Origin of the sequence: Bradyrhizobium sp. HKCCYLRH2060 (assembly GCF_051168135.1) — a bacterium.
Taxonomy (GTDB): Bacteria; Pseudomonadota; Alphaproteobacteria; order Rhizobiales; family Xanthobacteraceae; genus Bradyrhizobium.
Window position 1 is genome coordinate 211455 of the sequence record NZ_JBNPUK010000005.1, and the last position, 22931, is coordinate 234385.

Annotated in this window: 20 protein-coding genes and 2 tRNA genes; 13 read left to right on the forward strand and 9 right to left on the reverse strand. The window is 65.0% G+C overall.

Annotation, left to right across the window (positions count from 1 at the left end; genetic code table 11):
• The first annotated feature begins 27 nt into the window (after window positions 1–27).
• The 4 genes from ACQR10_RS13505 (at window position 28) to ACQR10_RS13520 (ending at window position 5140) form a co-directional block, all read left to right on the forward strand.
• Window positions 28–104 (forward strand) — tRNA-OTHER (locus ACQR10_RS13505).
• 234 nt (window positions 105–338) lie between these two features.
• Window positions 339–3803, forward strand: coding sequence for a carbamoyl-phosphate synthase large subunit (carB, locus tag ACQR10_RS13510; RefSeq protein ID WP_315802639.1), 3465 nt, complete (start codon window positions 339–341; stop codon window positions 3801–3803).
• Between the two features lie 207 nt (window positions 3804–4010).
• Complete coding sequence (gene greA / locus ACQR10_RS13515) at window positions 4011–4487, forward strand: transcription elongation factor GreA (protein ID WP_315717519.1); 477 nt, start codon at window positions 4011–4013, stop codon at window positions 4485–4487.
• 248 nt (window positions 4488–4735) lie between these two features.
• Window positions 4736–5140: a DoxX family protein gene (locus ACQR10_RS13520; RefSeq protein ID WP_315802638.1), complete on the forward strand. Its 405-nt coding sequence runs from the start codon at window positions 4736–4738 to the stop codon at window positions 5138–5140.
• 126 nt (window positions 5141–5266) lie between these two features.
• Here the strand turns inward: ACQR10_RS13520 and ACQR10_RS13525 are convergent, their stop codons facing one another.
• Window positions 5267–5746, reverse strand: a complete 480-nt coding sequence (locus tag ACQR10_RS13525; RefSeq protein ID WP_015664493.1) for an Lrp/AsnC family transcriptional regulator — start codon at window positions 5744–5746, stop codon at window positions 5267–5269.
• A gap of 288 nt (window positions 5747–6034) precedes the next feature.
• Here ACQR10_RS13525 and trxB point away from each other — a divergent pair, with 288 nt between their 5' ends.
• From trxB to ACQR10_RS13545, 4 genes are all read left to right on the forward strand, one after another.
• On the forward strand, window positions 6035–7000 hold the full coding sequence (gene trxB, locus ACQR10_RS13530) for a thioredoxin-disulfide reductase (protein WP_315802637.1): 966 nt from the start codon (window positions 6035–6037) through the stop codon (window positions 6998–7000).
• Window positions 7001–7007: 7 nt separating this feature from the next.
• Window positions 7008–7931 (forward strand): LysR family transcriptional regulator, encoded by a 924-nt coding sequence (locus tag ACQR10_RS13535; RefSeq protein WP_315717522.1) that lies wholly within the window; start codon window positions 7008–7010, stop codon window positions 7929–7931.
• Between the two features lie 446 nt (window positions 7932–8377).
• Entirely contained in the window at window positions 8378–9301 is a 924-nt protein-coding gene (gene dapA, locus ACQR10_RS13540) for a 4-hydroxy-tetrahydrodipicolinate synthase (RefSeq protein ID WP_315802636.1), read from the forward strand.
• Window positions 9302–9470: 169 nt separating this feature from the next.
• Window positions 9471–9641 carry a hypothetical protein gene (locus tag ACQR10_RS13545; protein WP_315802635.1) on the forward strand — a complete coding sequence of 57 codons (171 nt, stop codon included), beginning with the start codon at window positions 9471–9473 and terminating at the stop codon, window positions 9639–9641.
• Between the two features lie 111 nt (window positions 9642–9752).
• Here the strand turns inward: ACQR10_RS13545 and ACQR10_RS13550 are convergent, their stop codons facing one another.
• The 5 genes from ACQR10_RS13550 to ACQR10_RS13570 form a co-directional block, all read right to left on the reverse strand.
• Window positions 9753–10430 (reverse strand): ParA family protein, encoded by a 678-nt coding sequence (locus tag ACQR10_RS13550; protein ID WP_231327589.1) that lies wholly within the window; start codon window positions 10428–10430, stop codon window positions 9753–9755.
• 274 nt (window positions 10431–10704) lie between these two features.
• The gene (locus ACQR10_RS13555; protein ID WP_315802634.1) at window positions 10705–11058 is read right to left on the reverse strand and encodes a hypothetical protein; all 354 of its coding nucleotides are present in this window, start codon (window positions 11056–11058) and stop codon (window positions 10705–10707) included.
• A gap of 299 nt (window positions 11059–11357) precedes the next feature.
• Window positions 11358–11434: transfer RNA gene (locus tag ACQR10_RS13560), tRNA-His, on the reverse strand.
• 262 nt (window positions 11435–11696) lie between these two features.
• On the reverse strand, window positions 11697–12131 hold the full coding sequence (locus ACQR10_RS13565; RefSeq protein ID WP_315802633.1) for a phasin: 435 nt from the start codon (window positions 12129–12131) through the stop codon (window positions 11697–11699).
• Window positions 12132–12335: 204 nt separating this feature from the next.
• Window positions 12336–12716: a phasin gene (locus ACQR10_RS13570; RefSeq protein WP_316217921.1), complete on the reverse strand. Its 381-nt coding sequence runs from the start codon at window positions 12714–12716 to the stop codon at window positions 12336–12338.
• 332 nt (window positions 12717–13048) lie between these two features.
• Here ACQR10_RS13570 and ACQR10_RS13575 point away from each other — a divergent pair, with 332 nt between their 5' ends.
• On the forward strand, window positions 13049–16378 hold the full coding sequence (locus ACQR10_RS13575) for a sensor histidine kinase (protein WP_316217922.1): 3330 nt from the start codon (window positions 13049–13051) through the stop codon (window positions 16376–16378).
• On the opposite strand, the gene ACQR10_RS13580 is transcribed toward ACQR10_RS13575, so the two are convergent.
• The gene (locus ACQR10_RS13580; protein ID WP_316217923.1) at window positions 16363–17574 is read right to left on the reverse strand and encodes an NnrS family protein; all 1212 of its coding nucleotides are present in this window, start codon (window positions 17572–17574) and stop codon (window positions 16363–16365) included. The genes ACQR10_RS13575 and ACQR10_RS13580 overlap by 16 nt on opposite strands.
• 165 nt (window positions 17575–17739) lie before the next feature.
• Between ACQR10_RS13580 and ACQR10_RS13585 the strand changes: the two genes are divergently transcribed.
• Window positions 17740–18459, forward strand: coding sequence for a Crp/Fnr family transcriptional regulator (locus ACQR10_RS13585; protein ID WP_316217924.1), 720 nt, complete (start codon window positions 17740–17742; stop codon window positions 18457–18459).
• Here the strand turns inward: ACQR10_RS13585 and ACQR10_RS13590 are convergent, their stop codons facing one another.
• On the reverse strand, window positions 18460–18663 hold the full coding sequence (locus ACQR10_RS13590; RefSeq protein WP_409997929.1) for a DUF1858 domain-containing protein: 204 nt from the start codon (window positions 18661–18663) through the stop codon (window positions 18460–18462).
• Window positions 18664–18741: 78 nt separating this feature from the next.
• The gene (gene hemN / locus ACQR10_RS13595; RefSeq protein ID WP_316217977.1) at window positions 18742–20094 is read right to left on the reverse strand and encodes an oxygen-independent coproporphyrinogen III oxidase; all 1353 of its coding nucleotides are present in this window, start codon (window positions 20092–20094) and stop codon (window positions 18742–18744) included.
• 210 nt (window positions 20095–20304) lie between these two features.
• On the opposite strand from hemN, the gene ACQR10_RS13600 reads away from it, so the two are divergent.
• The 3 genes from ACQR10_RS13600 to ACQR10_RS13610 all read left to right on the forward strand — a co-directional run bounded on the left by ACQR10_RS13600 (window position 20305) and on the right by ACQR10_RS13610 (window position 22887).
• The gene (locus tag ACQR10_RS13600) at window positions 20305–20514 is read left to right on the forward strand and encodes a hypothetical protein (RefSeq protein WP_315802628.1); all 210 of its coding nucleotides are present in this window, start codon (window positions 20305–20307) and stop codon (window positions 20512–20514) included.
• A 344-nt stretch (window positions 20515–20858) separates the two neighbouring features.
• The gene (gene nirK, locus ACQR10_RS13605; RefSeq protein ID WP_315802627.1) at window positions 20859–21953 is read left to right on the forward strand and encodes a copper-containing nitrite reductase; all 1095 of its coding nucleotides are present in this window, start codon (window positions 20859–20861) and stop codon (window positions 21951–21953) included.
• A gap of 52 nt (window positions 21954–22005) precedes the next feature.
• Window positions 22006–22887 carry a formylglycine-generating enzyme family protein gene (locus tag ACQR10_RS13610; RefSeq protein WP_316217925.1) on the forward strand — a complete coding sequence of 294 codons (882 nt, stop codon included), beginning with the start codon at window positions 22006–22008 and terminating at the stop codon, window positions 22885–22887.
• Window positions 22888–22931 lie beyond the last annotated feature (44 nt).

The following is a 22931-nucleotide window of genomic DNA, read 5'->3' on the forward strand; positions in this document are numbered from 1 at the left end:
GCGGCCGTGAGAGGTAAGATCATTCCCGGCCCGGTGGCGGAAGCTACGACGCGAAGAGCGGTGCAACGCTCTTGAACCTGGTTCAAGTCCAGGCCGGGCCTCCAGCCTTCGCCGCTGCGCGGCTTCGGCTCTGCGAGCCATCCGCCGCCCTTCCGCCAGCTCCGGCCAATTTGACCGTTGATTTCGGGCCAAAACCCTTTTCGCTCAGAGGAAACTGGTCTAAAGACCGCTCGCGCGCGAGCACTGGTCGCGCCTTGGCCCTTGGCCTTCGGGGACGCGCAGCACGCGCGCCCTTTTTTTGTGCCCAATTCTCTGCCGTTTCTTGCCCGTGAGCTTGAATGCCGAAACGAACCGACATCTCGACCATCCTGATCATTGGCGCCGGTCCGATCGTGATCGGCCAGGCCTGCGAATTCGACTATTCCGGTACGCAGGCGGTGAAGGCGCTGAAGGAGGAGGGCTATCGCGTCGTCCTCGTCAATTCCAATCCGGCCACGATCATGACCGATCCGGAATTGGCCGATGCGACCTATATCGAGCCGATCACGCCGGAGATCGTCGCCAAGATCATCGAGAAGGAACGCCACATCATCCCCGGCGGCTTCGCACTGCTGCCGACCATGGGCGGGCAGACCGCGCTGAACTGCGCGCTGTCGCTGCGCCGGCAGGGGACGCTGGAGAAGTTCGATGTCGAGATGATCGGCGCCACGGCTGACGCGATCGACAAGGCCGAGGACCGCCAGCTCTTCCGCAACGCGATGGAGAAGATCGGGCTGCAGACGCCGAAGTCGCGGCTCGCCAATGCGTCGGCGCTGAAGAAACAATATCGCGACAAATATCTGGCCGAGCGCGAGACGCTGTCGGGCGCCGCGCGCGACGAGCTCGACCGGCAATGGACGCTCGGCGAGAACGAGCGCCGCAAGCGCTATCAGGAGCATGCGCTGGGACAGGCGCTGATGGCGCTGTCCGAGATCGGCCTGCCCGCGATCATCCGTCCCTCCTTCACCATGGGCGGCACCGGCGGCGGCATCGCCTACAACAAGGAAGAATATCTCGACATCATCGAGCGCGGTCTCGACGCCTCCCCCACCAACGAAGTGCTGATCGAGGAATCGGTGCTCGGGTGGAAGGAGTACGAGATGGAGGTCGTCCGCGACAAGAAGGACAACTGCATCATCGTCTGCTCGATCGAGAACCTCGATCCGATGGGCGTGCACACCGGCGACTCGATCACGGTGGCGCCGGCGCTGACCTTGACCGACAAGGAATATCAGATCATGCGCGACGCCTCGCTGGCGGTGCTGCGCGAGATCGGCGTCGAGACCGGCGGCTCCAATGTGCAGTTCGGCGTCAACCCGGCCGACGGCCGCATGGTCGTGATCGAGATGAACCCGCGCGTGTCGCGCTCCTCGGCCTTGGCCTCGAAGGCCACCGGCTTCCCGATCGCCAAGGTCGCGGCCAAGCTCGCGGTCGGCTACACGCTGGACGAGATCGCCAACGACATCACCGGCGGCGCGACCCCGGCGTCGTTCGAGCCGACCATCGACTACGTCGTCACCAAGATTCCGCGGTTCGCCTTCGAGAAATTCCCGGGCGCGTCGACCACGCTGACCACCTCGATGAAGTCGGTCGGCGAAGTCATGGCGATCGGCCGCACCTTCCAGGAGAGCCTGCAGAAGGCGCTGCGCGGTCTCGAGACCGGTCTCACCGGCCTCGACGAGATCGACATCGAGGGGCTCGGCCGCGGCGACGACAAGAATGCGATCCGCGCCGCCCTGGGCACGCCGACCCCGAACCGCCTGCTCCAGGTCGCCCAGGCGATGCGCCTCGGCTGGTCGGACGAGGACATCTTCAACTCCTGCAAGATCGATCCCTGGTTCCTGGCGCAGATGCGTGGAATCGTCGAGATGGAGGACAAGGTCCGCCGCCACGGCCTGCCGCCGAACGCGAGCGGCATGCGCACGCTGAAGGCGATGGGCTTCTCCGACGCGCGGCTCGCGGTGCTCGCCAACACCACCGAAGCCGAGGTCGCCGCCAAGCGGCAGGCGCTCGGCGTCCGTCCAGCGTTCAAGCGAATCGACACTTGCGCGGCGGAGTTCGCTTCGCCGACCGCCTACATGTATTCGAGCTATGAGACGCCGTTTGCAGGCCGACTCGGCGACGAGAGCGCGCCGTCGGACAAGAAGAAGGTCATCATTCTCGGCGGCGGCCCGAACCGGATCGGCCAGGGCATCGAGTTCGACTATTGCTGCTGCCATGCCTGTTTCGCGCTGGCCGATGCCGGCTACGAGACCATCATGGTCAACTGCAATCCGGAGACGGTCTCGACCGACTACGACACCGCCGACCGGCTGTATTTCGAGCCGCTGACGGCCGAGGACGTGCTCGAGATCATCGCCACCGAGCGCAAGAACGGCACCGTGCATGGCGTCATCGTGCAGTTCGGCGGCCAGACGCCGCTGAAGCTCGCGCGCGCGCTCGAAGCCGCCGAGGTACCGATCCTCGGCACCTCGCCTGAGGCCATCGACCTGGCCGAGGACCGCGACCGCTTCAAGCGCATCCTCGACAAGCTGCATCTGAAGCAGCCGAAGAACGGCATCGCCTACTCGGTCGAGCAGGCGCGCCTGGTGGCGGCCGATCTCGGCCTGCCGCTGGTGGTGCGTCCGTCCTATGTGCTCGGCGGCCGCGCGATGCAGATCATCCGCGAGGACAACCAGCTCAGCGACTACCTGCTCGGCACCCTGCCGGAGCTGGTGCCGGCCGACGTCAAGGCGCGCTATCCCAACGACAAGACCGGCCAGATCAACACGGTGCTGGGCAAGAACCCGCTGCTGTTCGATCGCTACCTGTCCGACGCCACCGAGATCGATGTGGACTGCCTGTCCGACGGCAAGGACACCTTCATCGTCGGCATCATGGAGCACATCGAGGAGGCCGGTATCCATTCCGGCGACTCCGCCTGCTCGCTGCCGCCGCATTCGCTCGACGAGGCGACCATCGCCGAGCTGGAGCGGCAGACCCGCGAGCTGGCGCTCGGGCTCGACGTCGTCGGCCTGATGAACGTGCAATATGCGATCAAGGACGGCACGATCTACGTGCTCGAGGTCAACCCGCGCGCCTCGCGCACGGTGCCCTTCGTCGCCAAGGTGGTTGGCACGCCGGTCGCCAAGATCGCGGCCCGGATCATGGCGGGCGAGAAGCTCGCCGATTTCGGGCTGACAAAGCGCGCGCTCAAGCATGTCGGGGTCAAGGAATCGGTCTTCCCGTTCGCCCGCTTCCCCGGCGTCGACACCGTGCTCGGCCCGGAGATGCGCTCCACCGGCGAGGTGATGGGCATCGACCGCTCGTTCGCCGTGGCGTTCGCCAAGAGCCAGCTTGGGGGCGGCACACGCGTGCCGCGCAAAGGCACGGTGTTCGTGTCGGTGCGTGAAAGCGACAAGGCGCGCATCACGGAGGTGGTGCGGATGCTCCACGAACTCGGCTTCAAGGTGGTGGCGACGTCCGGCACCCAGCGTTTCCTGACCGACCAGGGCGTGCCGACCGAGAAGATCAACAAGGTGCTGGAGGGACGGCCGCACATCGTGGACGCCATCACCAATGGCGACATCCAGCTGGTCTTCAACACCACCGAAGGCCCGCAGGCGCTGGCTGACAGCCGCTCGCTGCGGCGCGCTGCCCTCTTGCATAAAGTGCCGTATTACACCACTCTTTCGGGTGCCGTGGCGGCCGCGCAAGGCATCCGTGCCTATCTCGGGGGAGACCTTGAGGTCCGCACCCTGCAGAGTTACTTTTCCGAAAACTAATCGCAGCGCGCGGGCGAACGCCCGCTAAGCGGTTGGCAACAATCGGCAATAGAAGCTTTCAGGAACTCGCCGCCCCGTTCGATGTTGTACCGGCCTTTGACGGGACGGTCTTGCCGGGCCTTCAGGCTTTGCTTTGAGCCGCAAAGGCCTATTCTGAAGATGCTGATCGTGCGCGCCCCCGCCCGCACGACTGAAGGACGAGAAGAGATGGTGGAAAAGGTTCCCATGACTTCGATGGGCTACGCCGCGTTGGAGAACGAGCTCAAGCAGCGCCAATCGGTGGACCGTCCGCGCATCATCGAACATATCGCGGAAGCGCGTTCGCATGGCGACCTGTCCGAGAACGCGGAATATCACGCCGCAAAGGAAGAGCAGTCTCACAACGAGGGCCGCATCGCCGAGCTTGAGGACAAGCTCGCGCGCGCCGACATCATCGATGTGACCAAGCTCTCCGGCGACACGATCAAGTTCGGCGCGACGGTGACCCTGATCGACGAGGACACCGAGAAGAAGACGGTCTGGCAGATCGTCGGCGAGGTCGAGGCGGACGCCAAGAAGGGCAAGATCTCGATCACCTCGCCGCTGGCGCGCGCACTGATCGGCAAGAAGATGGGCACCACCGTCGAGGTCATGGCGCCCGGCGGCGCCAAGTCCTACGAGATCGCCAAGGTCGAGTGGCGCTGAGACAGGGCAACGTCCCGCCGGAGCGAATCGAAGGGCTGCGCCAAGGCGCGGCCCTTCGTCGTTCCCGGTGGTTGCAGGGCAGCGGAAGGCCGCCACTTCGGCAGTACACGCCCAATTCATCGCATGTCATGACGCATGCCGGTGACGCAGTTGCGGTAATCAGCTAAATCTGCGGCCGACGAGCCGGGGCGGCAACGACCGAACCGGCCATCGTCGCATCATGGTTTTCTGTTGGGGGACGATCACACATGGAGCAGATGCTCTCGAAATGGCAACCGGCTGCACTCAGCCTGTTTCGCTTCATCACCGGCCTGCTGTTGTTTCAATACGGCGTGGCCAAGATCTTCAAGTTTCCTGTCATCCCGTACTTCGCCAACATTCCGCCGCTGATCTACACGGCCGGCATGATCGAGCTGGTGCTCGGCGCGTTGCTGATGGTCGGTCTGCTCACGCGGCCCGTCGCATTCATCCTGGCTGGCGAGATGGCCTTCGCCTACTTCATGGGCCACATGTTCAAGACAGGTGAGCCGGTATGGCTGCCGCTCCTGAACAACGGCACCGCGGCGATCGCGTTCTGCTTCTCCTGCCTGTATCTGGCGACGGCCGGCGGCGGCCCGATCAGCCTGGACGCGCTGCTGCGGAAGAAGAGCTGATCACTCGCTCCACTGTCATTCCGGGGCGATGCGACAGCATCGAACCCGAAATCCAGAGCTTATCGACGCCATCTCGAGATTCCGGGTTCAGCCCCTGCGGGGCTGGCCCGGAATGACCCTCGAGGCCTAGCTCCGTCCCTTGACCTCGAGCGGCACGGCCGCCTCGTATTTGGAGTTATGCAGCACCAGCGAGGTCCTGACGTTGCGCACATGGGGCGCCGCCGTCAGATGCGTCACGAACTCCTGGAACGTTGCCATGTCCGGTGCCACGCATTTCAGGATGAAGTCCACCTCACCGGACAGCATCCAGCATTCCCGCACCAGCGGCTCGGACCGCACGAACTCTTCGAACGCCTTCAGGTCGGCGTCCGCCTGGCTGGATAGGTGGACCGAGGCGAACACGGTCACATCGAAGCCGAGCTTGCGCGGGTCGAGCAGGCCCCGGTAGCCGGTGATGTAGCCTTCCTCCTCCAGGGTCCTGACCCGGCGCAGGCAAGGCGGCGGCGAGATGCCGACCCGCTTGGCGAGCTCGACATTGGTGATCCTGCCATCGGCCTGGATTTCGCTCAGGATTTTGAGATCGATCTCATCAAGATTCTTGGACACGGGGATTGTGGGCTCTGGCGGGATAGGAGGAGGCGCAGGGGCGCAGGGGGACGATGGGCAACTCTCTTAGCGCAGGCTGGTCAATTTGCGCAATTTTATTACTTTAGATTTCCCCCGTTGACCGGGTCGTGAAGGGAAAATTCGCCGAGATGCGTTGCAATTCTTGCATAGCTTGCCAGATGGCTTAGACTTGGATTTGACATTTTCGATGGGGCTTCGGGGCGTTTCTTTTGCGCATTCCGCTCGCTGCGTCGTCAATTCTCCCTCTTCCAGCGAGTCTTCGGTCACATGCAAGCTCCGATCCATGCCAAAGTCGTCATCATCGGTTCCGGCCCTGCCGGCTATACGGCGGCGATCTACGCGGCACGAGCTATGCTGGAGCCGGTGCTGATCCAGGGCATCCAGCCCGGCGGGCAGCTCACCATCACCACCGACGTGGAGAACTATCCGGGCTTTGCCGACGTCATCCAGGGTCCCTGGCTGATGGAGCAGATGGAGAAGCAGGCGACGCATGTCGGCGCCCAGATCAAGACCGACCTCGTGACCAAGCTCGAGCTGGGTCAGCGTCCGTTCCGCCTGACCTGCGATTCCGGTGACGTCTACCTCGCCGAGACCGTCATTCTGGCGACCGGCGCCCAGGCGCGCTGGCTCGGGCTGCCGTCGGAGGAGACGTTCAAGGGCTTCGGCGTCTCGGCCTGCGCGACCTGCGACGGCTTCTTCTATCGCGGCAAGGAGGTCATCGTCGTCGGCGGCGGCAACACCGCGGTCGAGGAAGCGCTGTTCCTGACCAATTTCGCGTCGGCCGTCACCGTCGTGCACCGGCGCGACCATTTCCGCGCCGAGCGCATCCTGCAGGAGCGGCTGTTCAAGCATCCCAAGATCAAGGTCGTCTGGGACAGCGCCCTGGATGAGATCTGCGGCGCGAGCTCGCCATCCAAGGTCACGCATGTCAGGCTGAAGAACGTCAAGACCGGCGCGCTCACCGAGCTGCCCGCCGACGGCGTGTTCGTCGCGATCGGCCATGCGCCGGCCACGGAGCTGGTCGCCGGTCAGCTCAAATTGAAACCGTCCGGTTACGTCGAGGTGGTGCCGGGCTCGACCGCGACCTCCGTTCCCGGCGTGTTTGCCGCCGGCGACGTCGCCGATGAAACCTATCGGCAGGCGATCACCGCCGCCGGCATGGGCTGCATGGCTGCCCTCGAAGCCGAACGCTTCCTCGCCCACGCCGCGAGCGAACGCGCCGCGGCGGAATGAACTGACGATGCCACGATCACGGGATGGATTTACGGATATGGATTGGGACAAGCTGAAGGTGTTTCACGCAGCGGCGGAAGCAGGCAGCTTCACGCATGCCGGGGAGCAGCTCGGGCTGTCGCAATCGGCGGTGTCGCGCCAAGTCAGTGCGCTCGAGCAGGAGCTCGCAGTCTCGCTGTTCCACCGTCACGCCCGCGGGCTGATCCTTACCGAGCAGGGCGACCTGCTGTTCCGGACCGCGCATGACGTCTTCATGCAATTGCAGGCGGCGCGCGCCAAGCTGACCGACAGCCGCGAGCGGCCGAGCGGCGATCTGAAGATCACGACAACCCCGGGCGTCGGCATCAACTGGCTGATCCCGCGGCTCGGGGAATTCACCGCGCTCTATCCGGAGATCCGGATCTCGCTGATCGTCACCGACGAGGAGCTCGATCTGTCGATGCGCGAGGCCGACGTGGCGATCCGTACCCGCAAGCCGACCCAGCCCGATCTGATCCAGCGCAAGCTGTTCGCGATCAGCTTCCACGCCTATTGCTCGCCGGAATACGTCAAGCGCTTCGGTACGCCGCGCACCCTCGACGAGCTCGATGATCATCGCATTATCATGCTGGCCGACGGCCAGGTCGCCCCGCATCTGCAGAACCGCAGCTGGCTGGTCGATGCCGGCCGCAACGGATCCGGTCCGCGCGAGGCCTATTTCAGGGTCAACAACATTCTCGGCCTGGTCCGCGCCTGCCAGCAAGGGCTCGGCATCGCCGCGCTGCCGGACTACCTCGTCGAGGAAAACAGCCGTCTCGTGCAATTGTTCGGAGAGTCGGATTCGATCCAGCTCGACACCTACTTCGTCTATCCCGAGGAATTGAAGACGGTCGCACGCGTTCAAGTGTTCCGTGACTTCGTCGTGAGCAAAGCGCAGCGCTGGCCGGCGTGACATTGTGCATGTCTGACATGCGGCTTGCATGGTTGCTGCGACGCCATGTGAGAGCCCATAGTGAGTATGTGCTGAGCGTTGGCGTTGCGCATTGTCCCCCTCCTCCAGTGGCGCGAGCGCTCAGAAATCCCTCTTGGAAGGTGATTGTGTCGGCCTCTTTGGCCAATACCTCCAGCCGGGCTCATTTGGGCCCGGCTATTTTTTTGCCGAATGTTTCCGTGTCGTGCCCGATGCGGCGTTGACAGCATCGCCTGCACCGCGCATCTAGATCGCATGTCCACGTCTTCGCACGCCAAGTTGTTGTCGAAAAAAGCTCCCCTCCCGGGGACATGTGGACGCGCGCGCTAGAATCTCTCGAATTCACCGCCGCATCACCAGCCCCGCCGCGAGGACGGGGCTTTTTTGCGTGTCCCGTCGCCGGCTCCTGCCACCCAAGGAGATGGACCATGACCAACGTTACGACCCGACTGCAGGGCCTCTGGCTGCCCCTGATCACGCCGTTCCGCGATGGCGCGCTCGACGAACCATCCTTACGCAATCTGGTTCGGCACTACGCCGCCAAGCCGATCGATGGACTGGTGCTCGGTGCCACGTCAGGCGAAGGACTGGCGCTGTCATGGGACGAGCGCGCCCGTCTGATCAGCGTGGTCCGGGACGAGCTCGACACCATCGGCCGGCCGCTGCCGATCTGTCTCGGTGTCGGCGGCGTGGCGACGGCCGAGGTGATCGAAGCGCTCGACCGAACCGCGTCATGGCCGATCGACTTCTATCTGATCTCGAGTCCGCCTTACGTGCGTCCGTCGCAGCGCGGCCTGCTGGCGCATTTCACCGCGTTGGCCGACCGCACCGCCCATCCGATCGTGCTCTACAACATTCCCTATCGCTCGGCGGTTGGCCTCGACAACGAGACATTGCTGCAGCTCGCCGAGCATCCCGCTATCGCTGGCCTCAAGGATTGCTGCGCCAACCGCACGCAGACGCGCGACCTGATCACGCGTCGGCGCGCAGGGTTTCATATCCTGACGGGCGAAGACGCCCAGAGCTTCGATGCGCTGCAGGCCGGTGCCGACGGCGCCATCCTGCTCTCGGCACATCTGGAGACCGAGACGTTTGCCGCAATCCTGCAGCACGTGAAGGCCGGCCGTCACGACGCGGCAGCAGCGTGCTGGGCGCTGGTCGAGCATCTCACGCGACTGCTGTTCACCGAGCCGAGCCCCGCACCGGCCAAGTACTGGCTGGCGCGCACCGGCGTCATTGCGAGCCCCGAAGTACGGCTGCCAATGGTGGAGGTTGGCGCTGAGCTGGCCGCACGGCTGGATCAGCAGATCGAGCGGCGCCAGCCGACGACCACGCAGAACCGCGTTGCCTGAGCACGCCCCGACCTATTCGCCGGCTCTGCCTGGCCTTCCCGATCGGAAAGGCCAGGCAGAGCCGCGCCACCGCTGTGGAGCCGGAGCAGAATCTCCGTGGTTAATCCGAGCTAACAAACGCGATCAAAAGCGGCGCAGTCCGCAACCTCGTGTTTAAAGATGTTCCGCTATGGATGTTGAAAACGTCAAAGAGCGCGAGGACGTCGTGGCTTTGCAGGATCATCCATACCCTGAGCATCAGGGTTTCAGCGTCGAAGACATTCTCTGGGCGGTCGGGATCTGGTCCGTGATCCTGACCCTGACGCCGGCAATCGCCTTCTATTTCCTGATGGTTGCCTGACCTCGCCAAGCCCTCTCGCGCGGCGCGAATTCGGCACTCACGCGAGAGCTTGTGACCCGACGCAAAAAACGCGCGGAGGACCGCGCGTCGATGCCCCATCTGATGCCGCGATCAGGCCGCCTGCTTGTGCATGGCGCCGTTGGCCGACACAGTACCGCGAATAGCCCGCACCGAACGCTCGATCGCAGCCCAGAGGCGTGCGATCTCGGCCGCAGCACGGCCCTCCGCATAATATTCGCGCACGCCTTCACCCTGGCCCAGCGCCATCAGCAGATCGGCGCGGTTGGTGATCTGGCCGCCCCACACCGGGGCCTTGAACTTCGCCAGCGCTTCGCGGGCGATGGTGACGATCGGACTTTCGGCATCGTCGCGGCGCGCTGGCGCGCCATTGAGAACGACCGCGTAGGGCTTGCGCGCGGCGCGGCAGGTCTGGATCGTCTCCTGCACCGCGTTGACGTCGAACACGCCGGGGCGGGCCGGGATGATCACCATCGTCGCGTTCTTGATCGCATCCTCGACGACGGCCGAGATGGTCGGCGGCGTATCGATCAGCACCCACTCGACGCCGTCGCGGCGGGCGGCGGACACGATCGCGCTCACCGAGTTCACGGCCGTCTTGATCGGCGGCTCGTTGGTGCCGCGCAGCTTGTGCCAAAGCGTGAGCGACCCCTGAGGGTCGGCATCGATGAGCAGACAAGACTTGCTCGACTTGATCTGCGCAGCGAGATGGGCGGCCAGGGTGCTCTTGCCTGAACCGCCCTTACGCGATGCGAAAACAATAACGTTCATACCTTGGCCTCCAGATTGACCCCGGCAGCGAAAATGAATCAGCGGACTGATTCGCGGAAGATAAATTTAGCGATTGATAAGACGTAACTCCTGATTGCCGAAACGCATTGGTTTTTGAGTCACACCAAAGCAGGCAAAACAGCAGATCAGGCGGCGATGTTCGACAACATCCGGTCATGCCCCATCGCATTTACATGTTGAGGCTGCGCATCGAGGTGTGCGTCCGAAGACTGCGGTCATGCCGAGTGCCGCCAAAGGCGGCAATCGGCATCGCTCAGGTCGCGTCTGGTCGCGTCGACTTCTTCGATTTGCCAGCGCGCGCAGTGACCGGCTTCCTGGTGACAGGACGAATGCTCATCGGCCGTTCCGCACGGCCAGATGACGCTGCCTGGCGCTCTGGCGGCCCGAATTGGGCGCGGCATGACGGCGACAGCTCGGCCTTGCGGCGAACCATGCAGGCGGTGACACGATCGACGTCGGGAATGTCGGAACTACAAAGCCGGAACGCATCGCCTGTGCATGCCTGCTCCTGCTCGGCGGTATAGGCCCGTGCGGTTACGGGGACTAACAGCGCGGCCATTACGATCAGTACGGCAGAGATGCGTGGATCGAGATCAATCCCTCTCATCGTCCCCTCCCCCTCGTTGCCGCAAAGTGTGATTGAAGGAGACCGGATTCGCAAGCAACAGTGCCACGCCGTGCTACCGATCCGGCGCGGCAAACCGCAAGCGAGCGCACGCCCGGCGATATATCCGTCGAAATACGGAGACCGGGCTCAGGCTTCCGCGGGCAAAGCTCTGCGGCCACGCCCCGGCCACAGCCATGCGCGAGAGGTCGCGACGGGCGACCAATCACGGCGCACGATCAATGGGACGCGGAGCACGGATAGAGGTGAGCTTGCGAACGGCCCAGCGATGGTCCCGGCCATGGTACAGTTGGGTGGGCTCGAACCACCGACCTCCTGTTCCACAGACAGGCGCTCTAACCAACTGAGCTACAACTGCATCCGCCATGGGACTGCCCGCGAGGGGCGTCCGAACGGGCCGGAAACTAGGTGCAACGGGCGAATTTGGCAAGGCCGAGAACGGATAAAGTCCCCTGCCATGACTGCGTTTTTTGACGCCGTTTCGGCCCGAGTGAGCCCCCGTTCAAGCGGGGAGCCCAGAAAGCATCGAACCCGGCCGCAACGCGCCCGGGTTCTGGATCTACCCGCCGTCCATGCCGGCGCGCGGCCGCATCGCGCACCTGGCGAGACTTGAGGCTGCCTCAGGCCGCCGTCTTGAACAGCTTGGTGGCGCTTTCCTTGATCGGCTCGACCGTCTCGGCCGCAACCTTCTGGCCGAGCTCGCCGAGCTCCTTGGCCTGGGCGGTGAAGGTCTCGAACTGCTTGCGCGCGAAACCGGTCCACAGCTCCATCGCCTCCGACGGCGACTTCACACCGAACAGCTCCTGGGCGAAGTCGAGCGACGCGGTGGTATTGGCCTTCGTGAATTCCATGACCTTCGACGAGTAGACGCCGGCGCCCTTGCTGGCGTTGGCGAAGAAGGCCTCGATGGCCGAATTGTGGGTTTCCGCAGCGTCCTTGAACTTGGCGTAGTTCTCGCGGGCCTGCGACACGCCTTTTTCGGCGAGCGCGCGTACCTGTTCGGGAACCTCGAACGGAATGATCGACGCGGAGAAAGGATCGGTGGCATTGGTCATGGCATGCATCCTTCGAAACATTGAGACTGGACCGGCCCGGCAATCGGGAAGTCACTTCGGATCACGCAGAGGAACCGCCCCTGGGAGGTAACAACCTCGCGTAGAGCTATATCGTGGCGCTTTTGTGCAACGCAACGGAAATTCCACTATCAGAAACTGTTGCCGCGCCCGCTTCCAGAAAAAGGGGGATCGAGGCATGTCTGATCAGGCCTTGGGCTTGGTTGCGTCGATCGCGGCCTTGCCGATGGCCTGGCCGACTTCGCTTGCCTGTTCGGCGAGCGATCGCATCTGGCCCTGAACGAATTCGCTGTGCAGCCGCAGCACCTCGGGCAGGTCCTTGGCGTGGACCAGCGATTGGGCGTAGTCGAGCGACGACTGGACGTTCTTTTCCGCGTAGGACAAGACCTTGGAGCCGATGTCCTTGGTTCCGGCCCGCACTGTCGCACCGCGCTGTTCGAGCGAGCCGGCCGTCGCCTCCGCTCCGGCCAGAAACTTCTCAAACGTCTGACGTGCCTGGTCGAAGCCCGCCTCCGCCATTGCCCGCACGTCTTTCGGAATCTCGAATCGTCGTCCATCGTCAGTCATGCTTTCCTCCTTCTGAAGTCCCGATTGGCTGCGCCCTCGTCTCTCAGCAGCTTTCCCGCTGCTGAGCGGCCCCGAGCCAGTCCAGGGTATCATCGTGCTATCGAGAGCCGAGATTGCAACGGTCCATGCCGGTTTCGCCGCGATTCCGAGCCCGGGGGGCTCACGAGGAACACATTAAGGTTATCCAAGCTTTAGCAGGACAGGAGTGCGGCCCCGCCGTGGACCTCGGCCCTCAAAACGCGCGATAGTAACGAATTCTTAACGCTTCCAGTTCCGGCCGCCGGTCATCCACGGCCGATCAACATCACAAGAGCCGTTCGCCGTCGTCGCCCATGACCCACGCCGATCTCGAATTGCAGGCCCTCAGCGACCCCCGGCTGGCCGTCCACGCCGCCGGCAGTCTGCCGGCCTGGCTATGGTCGGCCGATGGCGGCCGTGTGCTGTGGGCCAACGCGGCCGGTGCGCGCGCCCTCGGTGCGACAAGCGCAGCGGCGCTGATCGCGAAAACGTTCGGCCCCGCCGACGCGCATCGCCGCCAGGTCGCTCAATTGGGACGGCGGCTGCCCGAGACCGGCGCTTTGCGGCTGGAACGTCTACGTGGTTTCGGCGCGCCGCTCGGCACGCTCGCGACCTGCGGCTGCGCCAGGATCGACCTGCCCGATGGCACGCGCGCGGTGCTGATCACCAGCACTGACGGGGGTGGACGTAGCTTCCCACTGGCGGATCGCCTGAAGCGGCTGGCGGAGACGAGCGAGCATGCGCTGATCGCATTCACCCAGGACGGCCAGTTCGCCGGCATTAGTTCAGCCGGACGGCGCCTGTTCGGCATGCGCGACCTGACCGAGCCGGATTTCGTCGAGATACGCAGGGCGGCGCTGGCCGATGGCATGGCCGAGGTGACGTTCGGCACGGAGCGCGCAGCGCTCTACCGCATTGGCAGCGGCAATCAGGTCGGGCTGGTGGCCGTCCCGATGCCGGCCCCTGCCGACGAGATCGAGGCGCCGGGCTCGGCGCCAATACCTGAGCCAACCGCAGATGCCGCCCCGGCATCATCAGCCCCCGTGGATGTTGCCGCTGGGCCCGCGGTCGTGACTTCGCCTCCTCTTCCGATGGATGCAATGACTGAACGCCAAACCGACGACGAATCCCCCGCGCTGTCGAACGACGCGCCGGCCGAGTTCCTGCTGATCGACGATCCGGCCGAAGCTGATCTGTTCAAGGCGCCGGCGCCGCAAACGGAAGATCACGCGCATCCTGCCAAATCCGGCGCGGCGGAGCCTTTAGTCGGCCGTCGCCATCCGCTCCGATTTTCCTGGCAGATGGATGCCGAGGGACGGTTCTCGATCGGCTCCGATGAATTCACCCACCTGATCGGGCGGCACGGCGCCGCCGAGCTCGGCCGTCCCTGGCATGAGCTCGCTGCATCGCTAGGCCTCGATCCCGACGGGCGGGTCGGTGCCGCGATCGAAACGAAAGAGACCTGGAGCGGGCTCGTCGTCAGCTGGCCCGCCGAGGGCGAGCGGCTTGCGGTCGAATTGTCGGGACTGCCCGTCCTGGCGGAGGACAGGACCCATGCCGGCTATCGCGGCTTCGGTGTCTGTCGCGACCTCGACGCCCTGGACCGGCTGGCCGCACTGCGTCGCCCCGCATCGACCGAAGCAGCCGCGACCGATGTTCCGGACGCCGACGAAACCGAGCTTGCCCAATCCGACCATGTGCGGGCCGCAGATGTGCCGCCGCAGCAGGACAACGTCACTGCGTCATCGCGTGAGGCTTCCATTGCGCCGGACGTACACCACATCGAGGGCATCGGGCTCGAAACGACCGGGAACGTGGTCCCGTTCCGCGCTCCGGGCGAGTCCAAGCATCCTGTGCTCACGCCGGTGGAGAACAGTGCGTTTCATGAGCTCGCGCGCCAGCTGTCGGCCCGCCTCGAAGGTGAGATCCGCAACGCGCCCGCGGACGTCCAGGGCGTGGTGCCCGAGCCGGGATCGCGAATGAGCGATCCGCTCGTCCCGCCGCCGCAGCAGGCTCCGTCGGCGACGGAGACGGCGCCCGATCAAGGCGCGGAGCTGCACACCGAATGGCTCATACCCGAGGAGCCGCCGGCCCAGGGCGACAGCCAGCGCGACCGCATCCTGCTCGACCTGCTGCCCACGGGCATGCTGATCTACCGGCTCGACCGCCTGCTCTACGGTAACCCGGCCTTCTTCAAGCAGATGGGCTACGCCGACCTTGCGGCCTTGGAGCAGGCCGGCGGGCTCGATGCGCTCTATGTCGAGCCGGGCGTGTCATCTGCACCCAACAAGTCCGAGGCCGGCACTCCCGTCACGATCTCGGCCGCCGACGGCTCCTCCAGCGAGGAGGTGAAGGCGGAAGCCCGCCTGTTCACGATCACCTGGGACGGCGATAGCGCGCATGCCCTGATCTTCGCTCCGTTGCCCGGCCCTGCGGCTGCGATTTCGACGACCGACGTGGCACCGATGCCGGCCCCGGCCCCCGCCGCGCTGGTCGTCGCCCCGCCTCCGGCTGCGGGCCACGCCGAAGCCGAAGATCTGGCGGCGATCCTCGACGTCACCGCCGAGGGCATCCTGATGTTCGACGCCGGCGGCAACATCCACGCCTGCAACCGCAGCGCCGAGGCGCTGTTCGGTTACGATGGCGCGGCGCTGGTCCGCCGCAACCTGATCGAGCTGTTCGCACCGGAGAGCGCACGCCTCGTGCTCGACTATCTCGACAGCGCGCAGCAGTCCGGCGCGTCGAGCGGGCTCGACAAGGGCCACGAGGTGCTCGGGAAGATCGCTCAGGGCGGCGTCATTCCGTTGTCGATGGCAATTGGCCGGACCAGGACCGACGGTCCGAATTTCTTCGCCGTGTTTCGCGATCTGTCGCAGCTCCGCCGCGGCGAAAGCGAATTGCTGCAGGCCCGTCGCGTCGCCGATCGGGCCGCCAACGCCAAGGCCGACATGCTCGCCCGGATCAGCCACGAGGTGCGCGCGCCGCTGAACGCGATCATCGGCTTTGCCGAGGTCATGATCGGCGAACGTTTCGGCACGATCGGCAACACCCGCTACGCCGAATACATGAAGGATATCCGCGCCTCGGGCGAGCGCGTGGTGTCCCTGATCGACGATCTCCTGGAGCTGTCGCGCATCGAGACCGGGAAGCTCGAGCTCGCTTTCACCAGCCAAAATTTGAACGAGCTGGTGGAGGGCTGCGTCGCAGCGATGCAGCCGCAGGCCAACCGCGCCCGCATCATCATCCGCACCTCGCTGTCGCAACTACTGCCGCCGGTGATCGCCGACGTCAGGGCGCTGCGCCAGATCGCGATGAACCTGATCTCGGCCTCGATCTCGCTGGCCAATCCCGGCGGCCAGGTCATCGTCTCGACCGCGCTGACCGATTTCGGCGAGGTCGCGCTGCGCGTGCGCGACACCGGTCATGGCCTGAACGATCAGGAGGTGGCCGCCGCGCTCGAACCGTTCCGTGCGCCCTCGGCGGCCGAGCAAGGCTCCGACGGCGCCGGTCTCAGCCTGTCGCTCACCAAGGCGTTGGTCGAGGCCAACCGGGCGCAGTTTCACATCAAGGCGGCGCCGAAATCCGGCACGCTGATCGAGGTGGTGTTCTCGCGCGCCGTGGCGCGCAATCAGAGCACCGGCTGAGCCGATCCCGCCCGTCGCACCGCCAGTGAACGACGCCTGAGGCCGAGCAGGAGCGGACCGAACGCCACCACGAAGCCGGCGAAGGCAATGATCCAGGCCAACGCCGCGACGTGCAGCAGCGCCTCGGCATGCGTCGGCGCCAACACGGCGCAGACCCGCGTGACCGCTGCGACGATGATCGCCAGATAGATCGCCTGGGTCGCGGGCGCGGCCGTCAGTGCCTCGCCGGTGTGGCCGAGCGTGGCCCGCGTCATGACGGCGAGCGTCGTGATGCCGGCGGCCCCGACCATCCAGGCGTGCAGCCCCGCGCTCGGCAGAATCCATCCGAGGCTGGCGGCGGCCGTGAGCAGGAAGCCGAGCGGCACGAACAAATAGCCGACATGCAGGATCACCAGCAAACGCTCGCGCAAGGTGCGATCACCGGCCCAGCGCGCGAGCCTCGCCCCGTGCAGCGCGCCGGCCGCAGCGAGCGCGAGCGCCGTTGCCGCACTTTCGGGAGCCAGGATCCAGCCGAGCAGGCTCAGCGCGCTGAACAGGACGACGGCAAGGTCGAAGCGGCCGAACGGCACCGGCAGCCGGCCGGGATTGTGCTTGACCAGCCAGTTGCGGGTGAAGCTCGGCGTGATGCGGCCGCCGATCAGTGCGAGCAGCAGCACGATCACGGCAACGCCGATGCGGATCGCGTAGTCGGCCGAACCGCGCAGATGAGCCTCGACATGGAACGCGATGTTGCCGGCGCACAGCACCGTGACGATCGCGACCACCGGCAGATTCCGCCAATTCCGCCCGGCGACGATCTCGCGGGCGGCGGCCAGCACGACGAGCACCAGGAAGCTCGCATCGATCAGCATCGCGGCCCACCACGGACCGAGCGCAGACATCGTCACCGCCAGTCGTCCGGCCGTCCAGACCAGCACGAGGGTGAGCAGCGGCACGCCCCGGATCGGCAGCCGTCCGGTCCAGTTCGGGATCGCCGTGAACAGGAAGCCGGTGACGATGGCCGGCAGGTAGCCGTAGAGCATCTCGTGCACGTGCCAGTCTCGGGGGGCAAAGCCCGAGCTCAGCTTCAGCTCGCCGTAAAAGGCCGGGAGCCAGATCAGGATCGCCAGCACAGCCTGGAGCGCGCCGAGCAGAAAGAACGGCCTGAACCCGTTGGCGAGGACGGTCCAGCCCTGATAGTTGCGTGGAATGGCCATGTGCATGCTCGCTCGATGGGCGACGGGAACCGCGCCGATATGGCGCTGTGTGCTTAACATGTAGTTGCGCGTCGTCCGATATGGCTTGCGCCAGCACAAACTTCCGACGGATCGCAAAAACGTGCTATTGAGCGGGCAAAATCCGCCGTCGGCCCGGAGAATATCATGGCTTCCATCGACCGCTCGCTGGTCGCGCATCTGCCGCTGTTTGCGGGGCTGTCCGCGGAGGATCTGACGGATGTGCTGCGCGAAGCCCGTTCGATTCGCGTTCCACGCAACGGCGCGGTGTTCGAGCAGGGCGCCGATGCGATCTCGTTCTTCCTGCTGCTGCACGGCCATGTCCGCGCCAGCAAGACGACGCCGACCGGCGACCAGATCGTGGTGCGCTACGTCGTGCCCGGGGATACGTTCGGCGTCGCCCCGGCCATCGGCCTGCAGCACTATCCGGCGACTGCGACCGCCGTCGACGACAGCATCGTGCTGGCCTGGCCGTCCGCCGCATGGCCGAGACTGGTCGCGAGGTTTCCGTCGCTGGCGGCGAACACGCTGCAGACGGTCGGCCAGCGGCTGCAGGAAACCCATGCGCGCGTGATCGAGATGTCGACCCAGCAGGTGGAGCAGCGCATCGCGCACGCGCTGCTCCGGCTCGCCAACCAGGCCGGCCGCAAGCTCGATCATGGCGTGCAGATCGATTTCCCGATCAGCCGGCAGGACATTGCGCAGATGACCGGGACGACGCTGCACACGGTGAGCCGCATCCTTTCCGGCTGGGAGCAGCTCGGCCTGGTCGAAAGCGGCCGTCAGAAGATCGTCCTGCGCGAGCCGCACAAGATCGTGCTGCTGGCGCAGCAGGGCTCCGGCGATGCGGCCGCATCGCGTAGCTGATCACGCGCAGGCACACAGCGCCGAGAGGAACGCGTCGGGATCGACGCCATGCTCGTGGCAGGCATCCGCGACGTTGTGAAAGCAGGCGATCGGGCAACCGACGCAACGCATCTGGAAAGCAAGAAAGACGCCGATCGTCTCCGGGCTTCGCCGCATGACATCGTCGACCAGTTCATCGAAGGAGATTGGCATGCGCGCCTCCATTCCAGCTCCAGCGCGAATGGTAGCGGGCATGCCGTTGGCGGTCTTTGTCGCGGCACAAGCACCGCGGCACCTCGACGGTCAGACCGCCCGGCTGTGCAGCTGCTTCGACGCGTCGAGATGCGCATCGAACGCCGCGGCGACGCTGCGCACCAGGAACCGGGAATGCTCGGTCACCGCGAGCGCACCGCCGTTGAGCTCGACCACACCGTCGGAGATCAACGATTGCAGCCGCGGCGCCGATCTCAGCATGTCGTCGGTGTCCGTGCCATGGCGGGTGCAGATGACATCGAGGTCCACGCCGTAGTCGCACATGATGCGCTCGATGATGTCGGCCCGCAGGCGGTCGTCATCGGTCAGTCCATAGCCTTTCACGGTCGCGAGGCTGCCGGAGGCGATCTTCTGCTCATAGGCCCGGACCTGCGGCGCGTTCTGGACATAACCTTGCGGCAGCTGCCCGATCGCCGAGGCCCCGAAGCCGAGCAGCAGATCATTTGCATCGGTCGTATAGCCCTGGAAATTGCGATGCAGGCGGCCTTCGCGGAACGCGATGGTCATGAGATCCGTGGGCAAGGCGAAATGATCGAGCCCGATCTGCACGTAGCCTGCGTCCTTCAGCGCGTCAGCGATCGCGCAGGCCTGATCGTAGCGTTCCAGGCTGTCCGGCAACGCCGAGTCCTGAATCTTGCGCTGGTGCGTCTTGAACGATGGCACATGAGCGTAGCCGAATACGGAGAGCCGGTCGGGGCGCAGGTCGATGGCGCGCCGGACGGTGTCGAGACACGACTCAACGCTCTGATGCGGCAGTCCGTAGATCAGGTCGAAGTTGATGCCGGCAACGCCGGCCTGACGCAATCCGTTCGTCGCCGCCGCGGTCTGCTGGAAGCTCTGCACCCGGTTGATGGCCTGCTGCACCCGCGGATCGAAGCTCTGCACGCCCAGGCTGGCGCGATTGACCCCGCTCACCCCCAGCGCCGCGATCATCTCCGGCGTCAGCGTGCGCGGATCTATCTCGATGGCGATCTCCGCCGACGGCAGCACGAAAAAGGAATGGCGCAGCGATCCGACGAGATCGACAAAGGACTCCGGCGCCATGATGGTGGGCGTGCCGCCGCCGAAATGAATGTGCCCGACCTGCAGCCGCCGGCCGATCTGGCGCGCCACCATGTCGACCTCGCAACGCAGGGCCGATTCGTAGACCGCAATCGGCTCGTCGCGTTTGGCGACCATGGTGTTGCAGCCGCAATACCAGCACATCGAGCGACAGAAGGGCACATGCAGGTATAACGATGCCGTCGCGCTCGCTGGTATCGCGCGCAGCCATTCTGCGTAGGTGGACGGGCCGACCGCGGCGGAGAAATGAGGCGCCGTAGGATAGCTGGTGTAGCGCGGGAGGCGCTCCTGTCCGTAGCATGCTGCAAGATCTGGTCTCATGTCCTGCCTATCACCTGAGCGTGTCGACCTGGGGTTCGAAGATTCTTGACACAAGGCAAGAGGGACGGCCTTGAGCTTTCTCAAGGCGCGGCCGGCAGATACCTGTTGACGCAGTAGAACGCCGGTGATCACCGCGGACTTTGCGCTTCCTCAAAGTGGCCGGCTCATTTCACGTCATCATTGATTTGTTGACGATTCGAGGAAGCCGCAATGGAAGCTCTGCAACTGCTGATCCGTTCATTTGCTCTCCTCGCCGGCATCCGCGGCCATATCCCCCAGTCCGACGGCTTCGAATCGTTCCGTGACGAGTCGGGGCCAACGGGCCTGCTCGGCAACATCGCCATGTTCATGACCACGGTGTTTTGCATCGCGGCAGCAGTGGCCTTCGTTGTGTTGCTGACGGTGCGCTGGCTGAGCTGATGAGTTCGGGAGCCCATTGTCGGTCCAGGGCTCTGCTCTGAAGCGCGCATCATAGCGCCCGCGATTCTCGTGCTGTATCGGCAAACGGATAGAGGCCCGTCTAATCGCGTAGTCGCGCGGGACAGTCTGCCCCGCTTTGCTCCGCACCCTATCCGGCCTCCCAAGAAACTGCGCGCCGATGCAACTCATTAGCGCTCTGCGCGGGTACAGTCGCGCCAATCTCGCTCGAAATCCGCCGTCTGATTCCGCAATTGCGAAGTTGCTTGTTGCAGCACAAACAAGCCGAGTTCCAACGGGAGCATGCTGATTGCGGCACTACAACAGATCCAATGAAGGAGCGATCCATGTTGACCCGCCGCACCGCCATGTTCAGTGCAGCCATCGCCGCGATGATGATTGCGGCTCCCGCTGTTGCCGAGGACCTCAAGCTGCCGCGCCAGAAGGTCGATCTGGTGGCTCCGCCGTTCGTGCATGCGCACGAGCAGGCGACCAAGCAGGGACCCAAGATCATGGAGTTCAAGCTCGTGGTCCAGGAGAAGAAGATGGTGATCGACGAGAAGGGCACCACCTTCCAGGCCATGACGTTCAACGGCTCGATGCCAGGCCCGCTGATGGTGGTCCATGAGGGCGACTATGTCGAGGTGACCCTGGTCAATCCCGCGACCAACAGCATGCCGCATAATATCGACTTCCACTCCGCGACCGGAGCGCTGGGCGGCGGCGCGCTGACCCTGGTCAATCCGGGCGAGCAGGTCGTGCTACGCTGGAAGGCGACGCGGACCGGCGTGTTCGTCTACCACTGCGCCCCGGGCGGACCGATGATCCCCTGGCATGTCGTCTCCGGCATGAACGGCGCCGTGATGGTGCTGCCGCGCGACGGTCTCAATGACGGCCGCGGACACGCGCTGCGCTATGATCGCATCTACTACATCGGCGAGCAGGACCTCTACGTCCCGCGCGACGACAAGGGAAACTTCAAGTCCTACGACTCGCCCGGCGAAGCCTATAGCGACACCGAGGAGGTCATGCGCAAGCTCACGCCGACCCATGTGGTGTTCAACGGCAAGGCCGGCGCGCTCACCGGAAAGAATGCGCTCACGGCCAATGTCGGCGAGAACGTTCTGATCGTGCACTCGCAGGCGAATCGCGATAGTCGTCCGCATCTGATCGGCGGCCACGGCGACTATGTCTGGGAGACCGGAAAATTTTCGAACGCGCCGGAGACCGGGCTCGAGACCTGGTTCATCCGCGGCGGCTCGGCGGGCGCCGCGCTCTACAAATTCCTGCAGCCCGGCATCTACGCCTACGTCACCCACAACCTGATCGAGGCGGCCAATCTCGGCGCGACCGCCCATTTCAAGGTCGAAGGCAAGTGGAATGACGACCTGATGACGCAGGTCAAAGCCCCGGCGGACATTCCGACCGGCACGACGAACTGATCGGCCCAGGGGGGCCGGCGTATCCGGCCCCCACTCTCCTGAGTGTGCTGCCATGCTGCTCGCTTTCAAGATCAAGCTCACCATCGCCTGCGTCGTCGGATTGGCTGGCCCGACCGCAATGGCACCGATCCTTGCAGATCTGCCAAACCGCGCTGCCGGCCTCGACGGCCCTGCCCTCACCGAGATCGCACCCGGTACGATCAGCTACCGCGACTCCGGTGACCATCTCCGCAGCGGGCGGCAGGCCGAAGCTCCCATCACGACGGTCCGCTTTGATCATCCGCTGACGATCATGACGAACCAGGTCAGTGCCGCAGACTACCACGCCTGCGTCCAAGCGCATGCGTGCCGCGCGCTCGATCGCAACGTTCCCATCGCCATCGATCGCCCGGCCGTGCAGGTGAGTTGGCATGACGCGGTGGCCTACGCTGAATGGCTCTCACGCCGGACCGGCCACAGCTATCGTCTGCCGACCGATACCGAGTGGGCCTATGCGGCGGGCAGCCGCTTCAAGGACGATGGCGTCTCGATCGACGACGCCGATCCCTCGCGGCGCTGGATTGCCCGCTACGAACGGGAAGCCGCCCTGCAAGAGGACTCCGAGACGCGCGGCTTCGGCGGCTTCGGCATCAATGAGCACGGCGTTGCTGACTTGGCGGGCAATGTCTGGGAATGGACCTCGACCTGCTTCACACGCAAGATGCAGGATAGTGCAGGCCGCGTCACCAAGACCGTCAGCAATTGCGGCGTGCGGCTGGCCGAAGGCGCGCATCGAGCCTACGTGACCGACTTCATCCGCGACGCGCGCGCCGGCGGGTGCGCCTCCGGCACGCCACCTGCCAATCTCGGCTTCCGCCTGGTCCGCGAACAGCCTTCATGGAGCCGCAGCCTGACGCAGCGCCTCAGCCGGCTCCTCGGCGCCATTCGCGCATGACGCGGCATGCTCAGCCTCAAGCACGCTCGACAGCAGCCGACGCC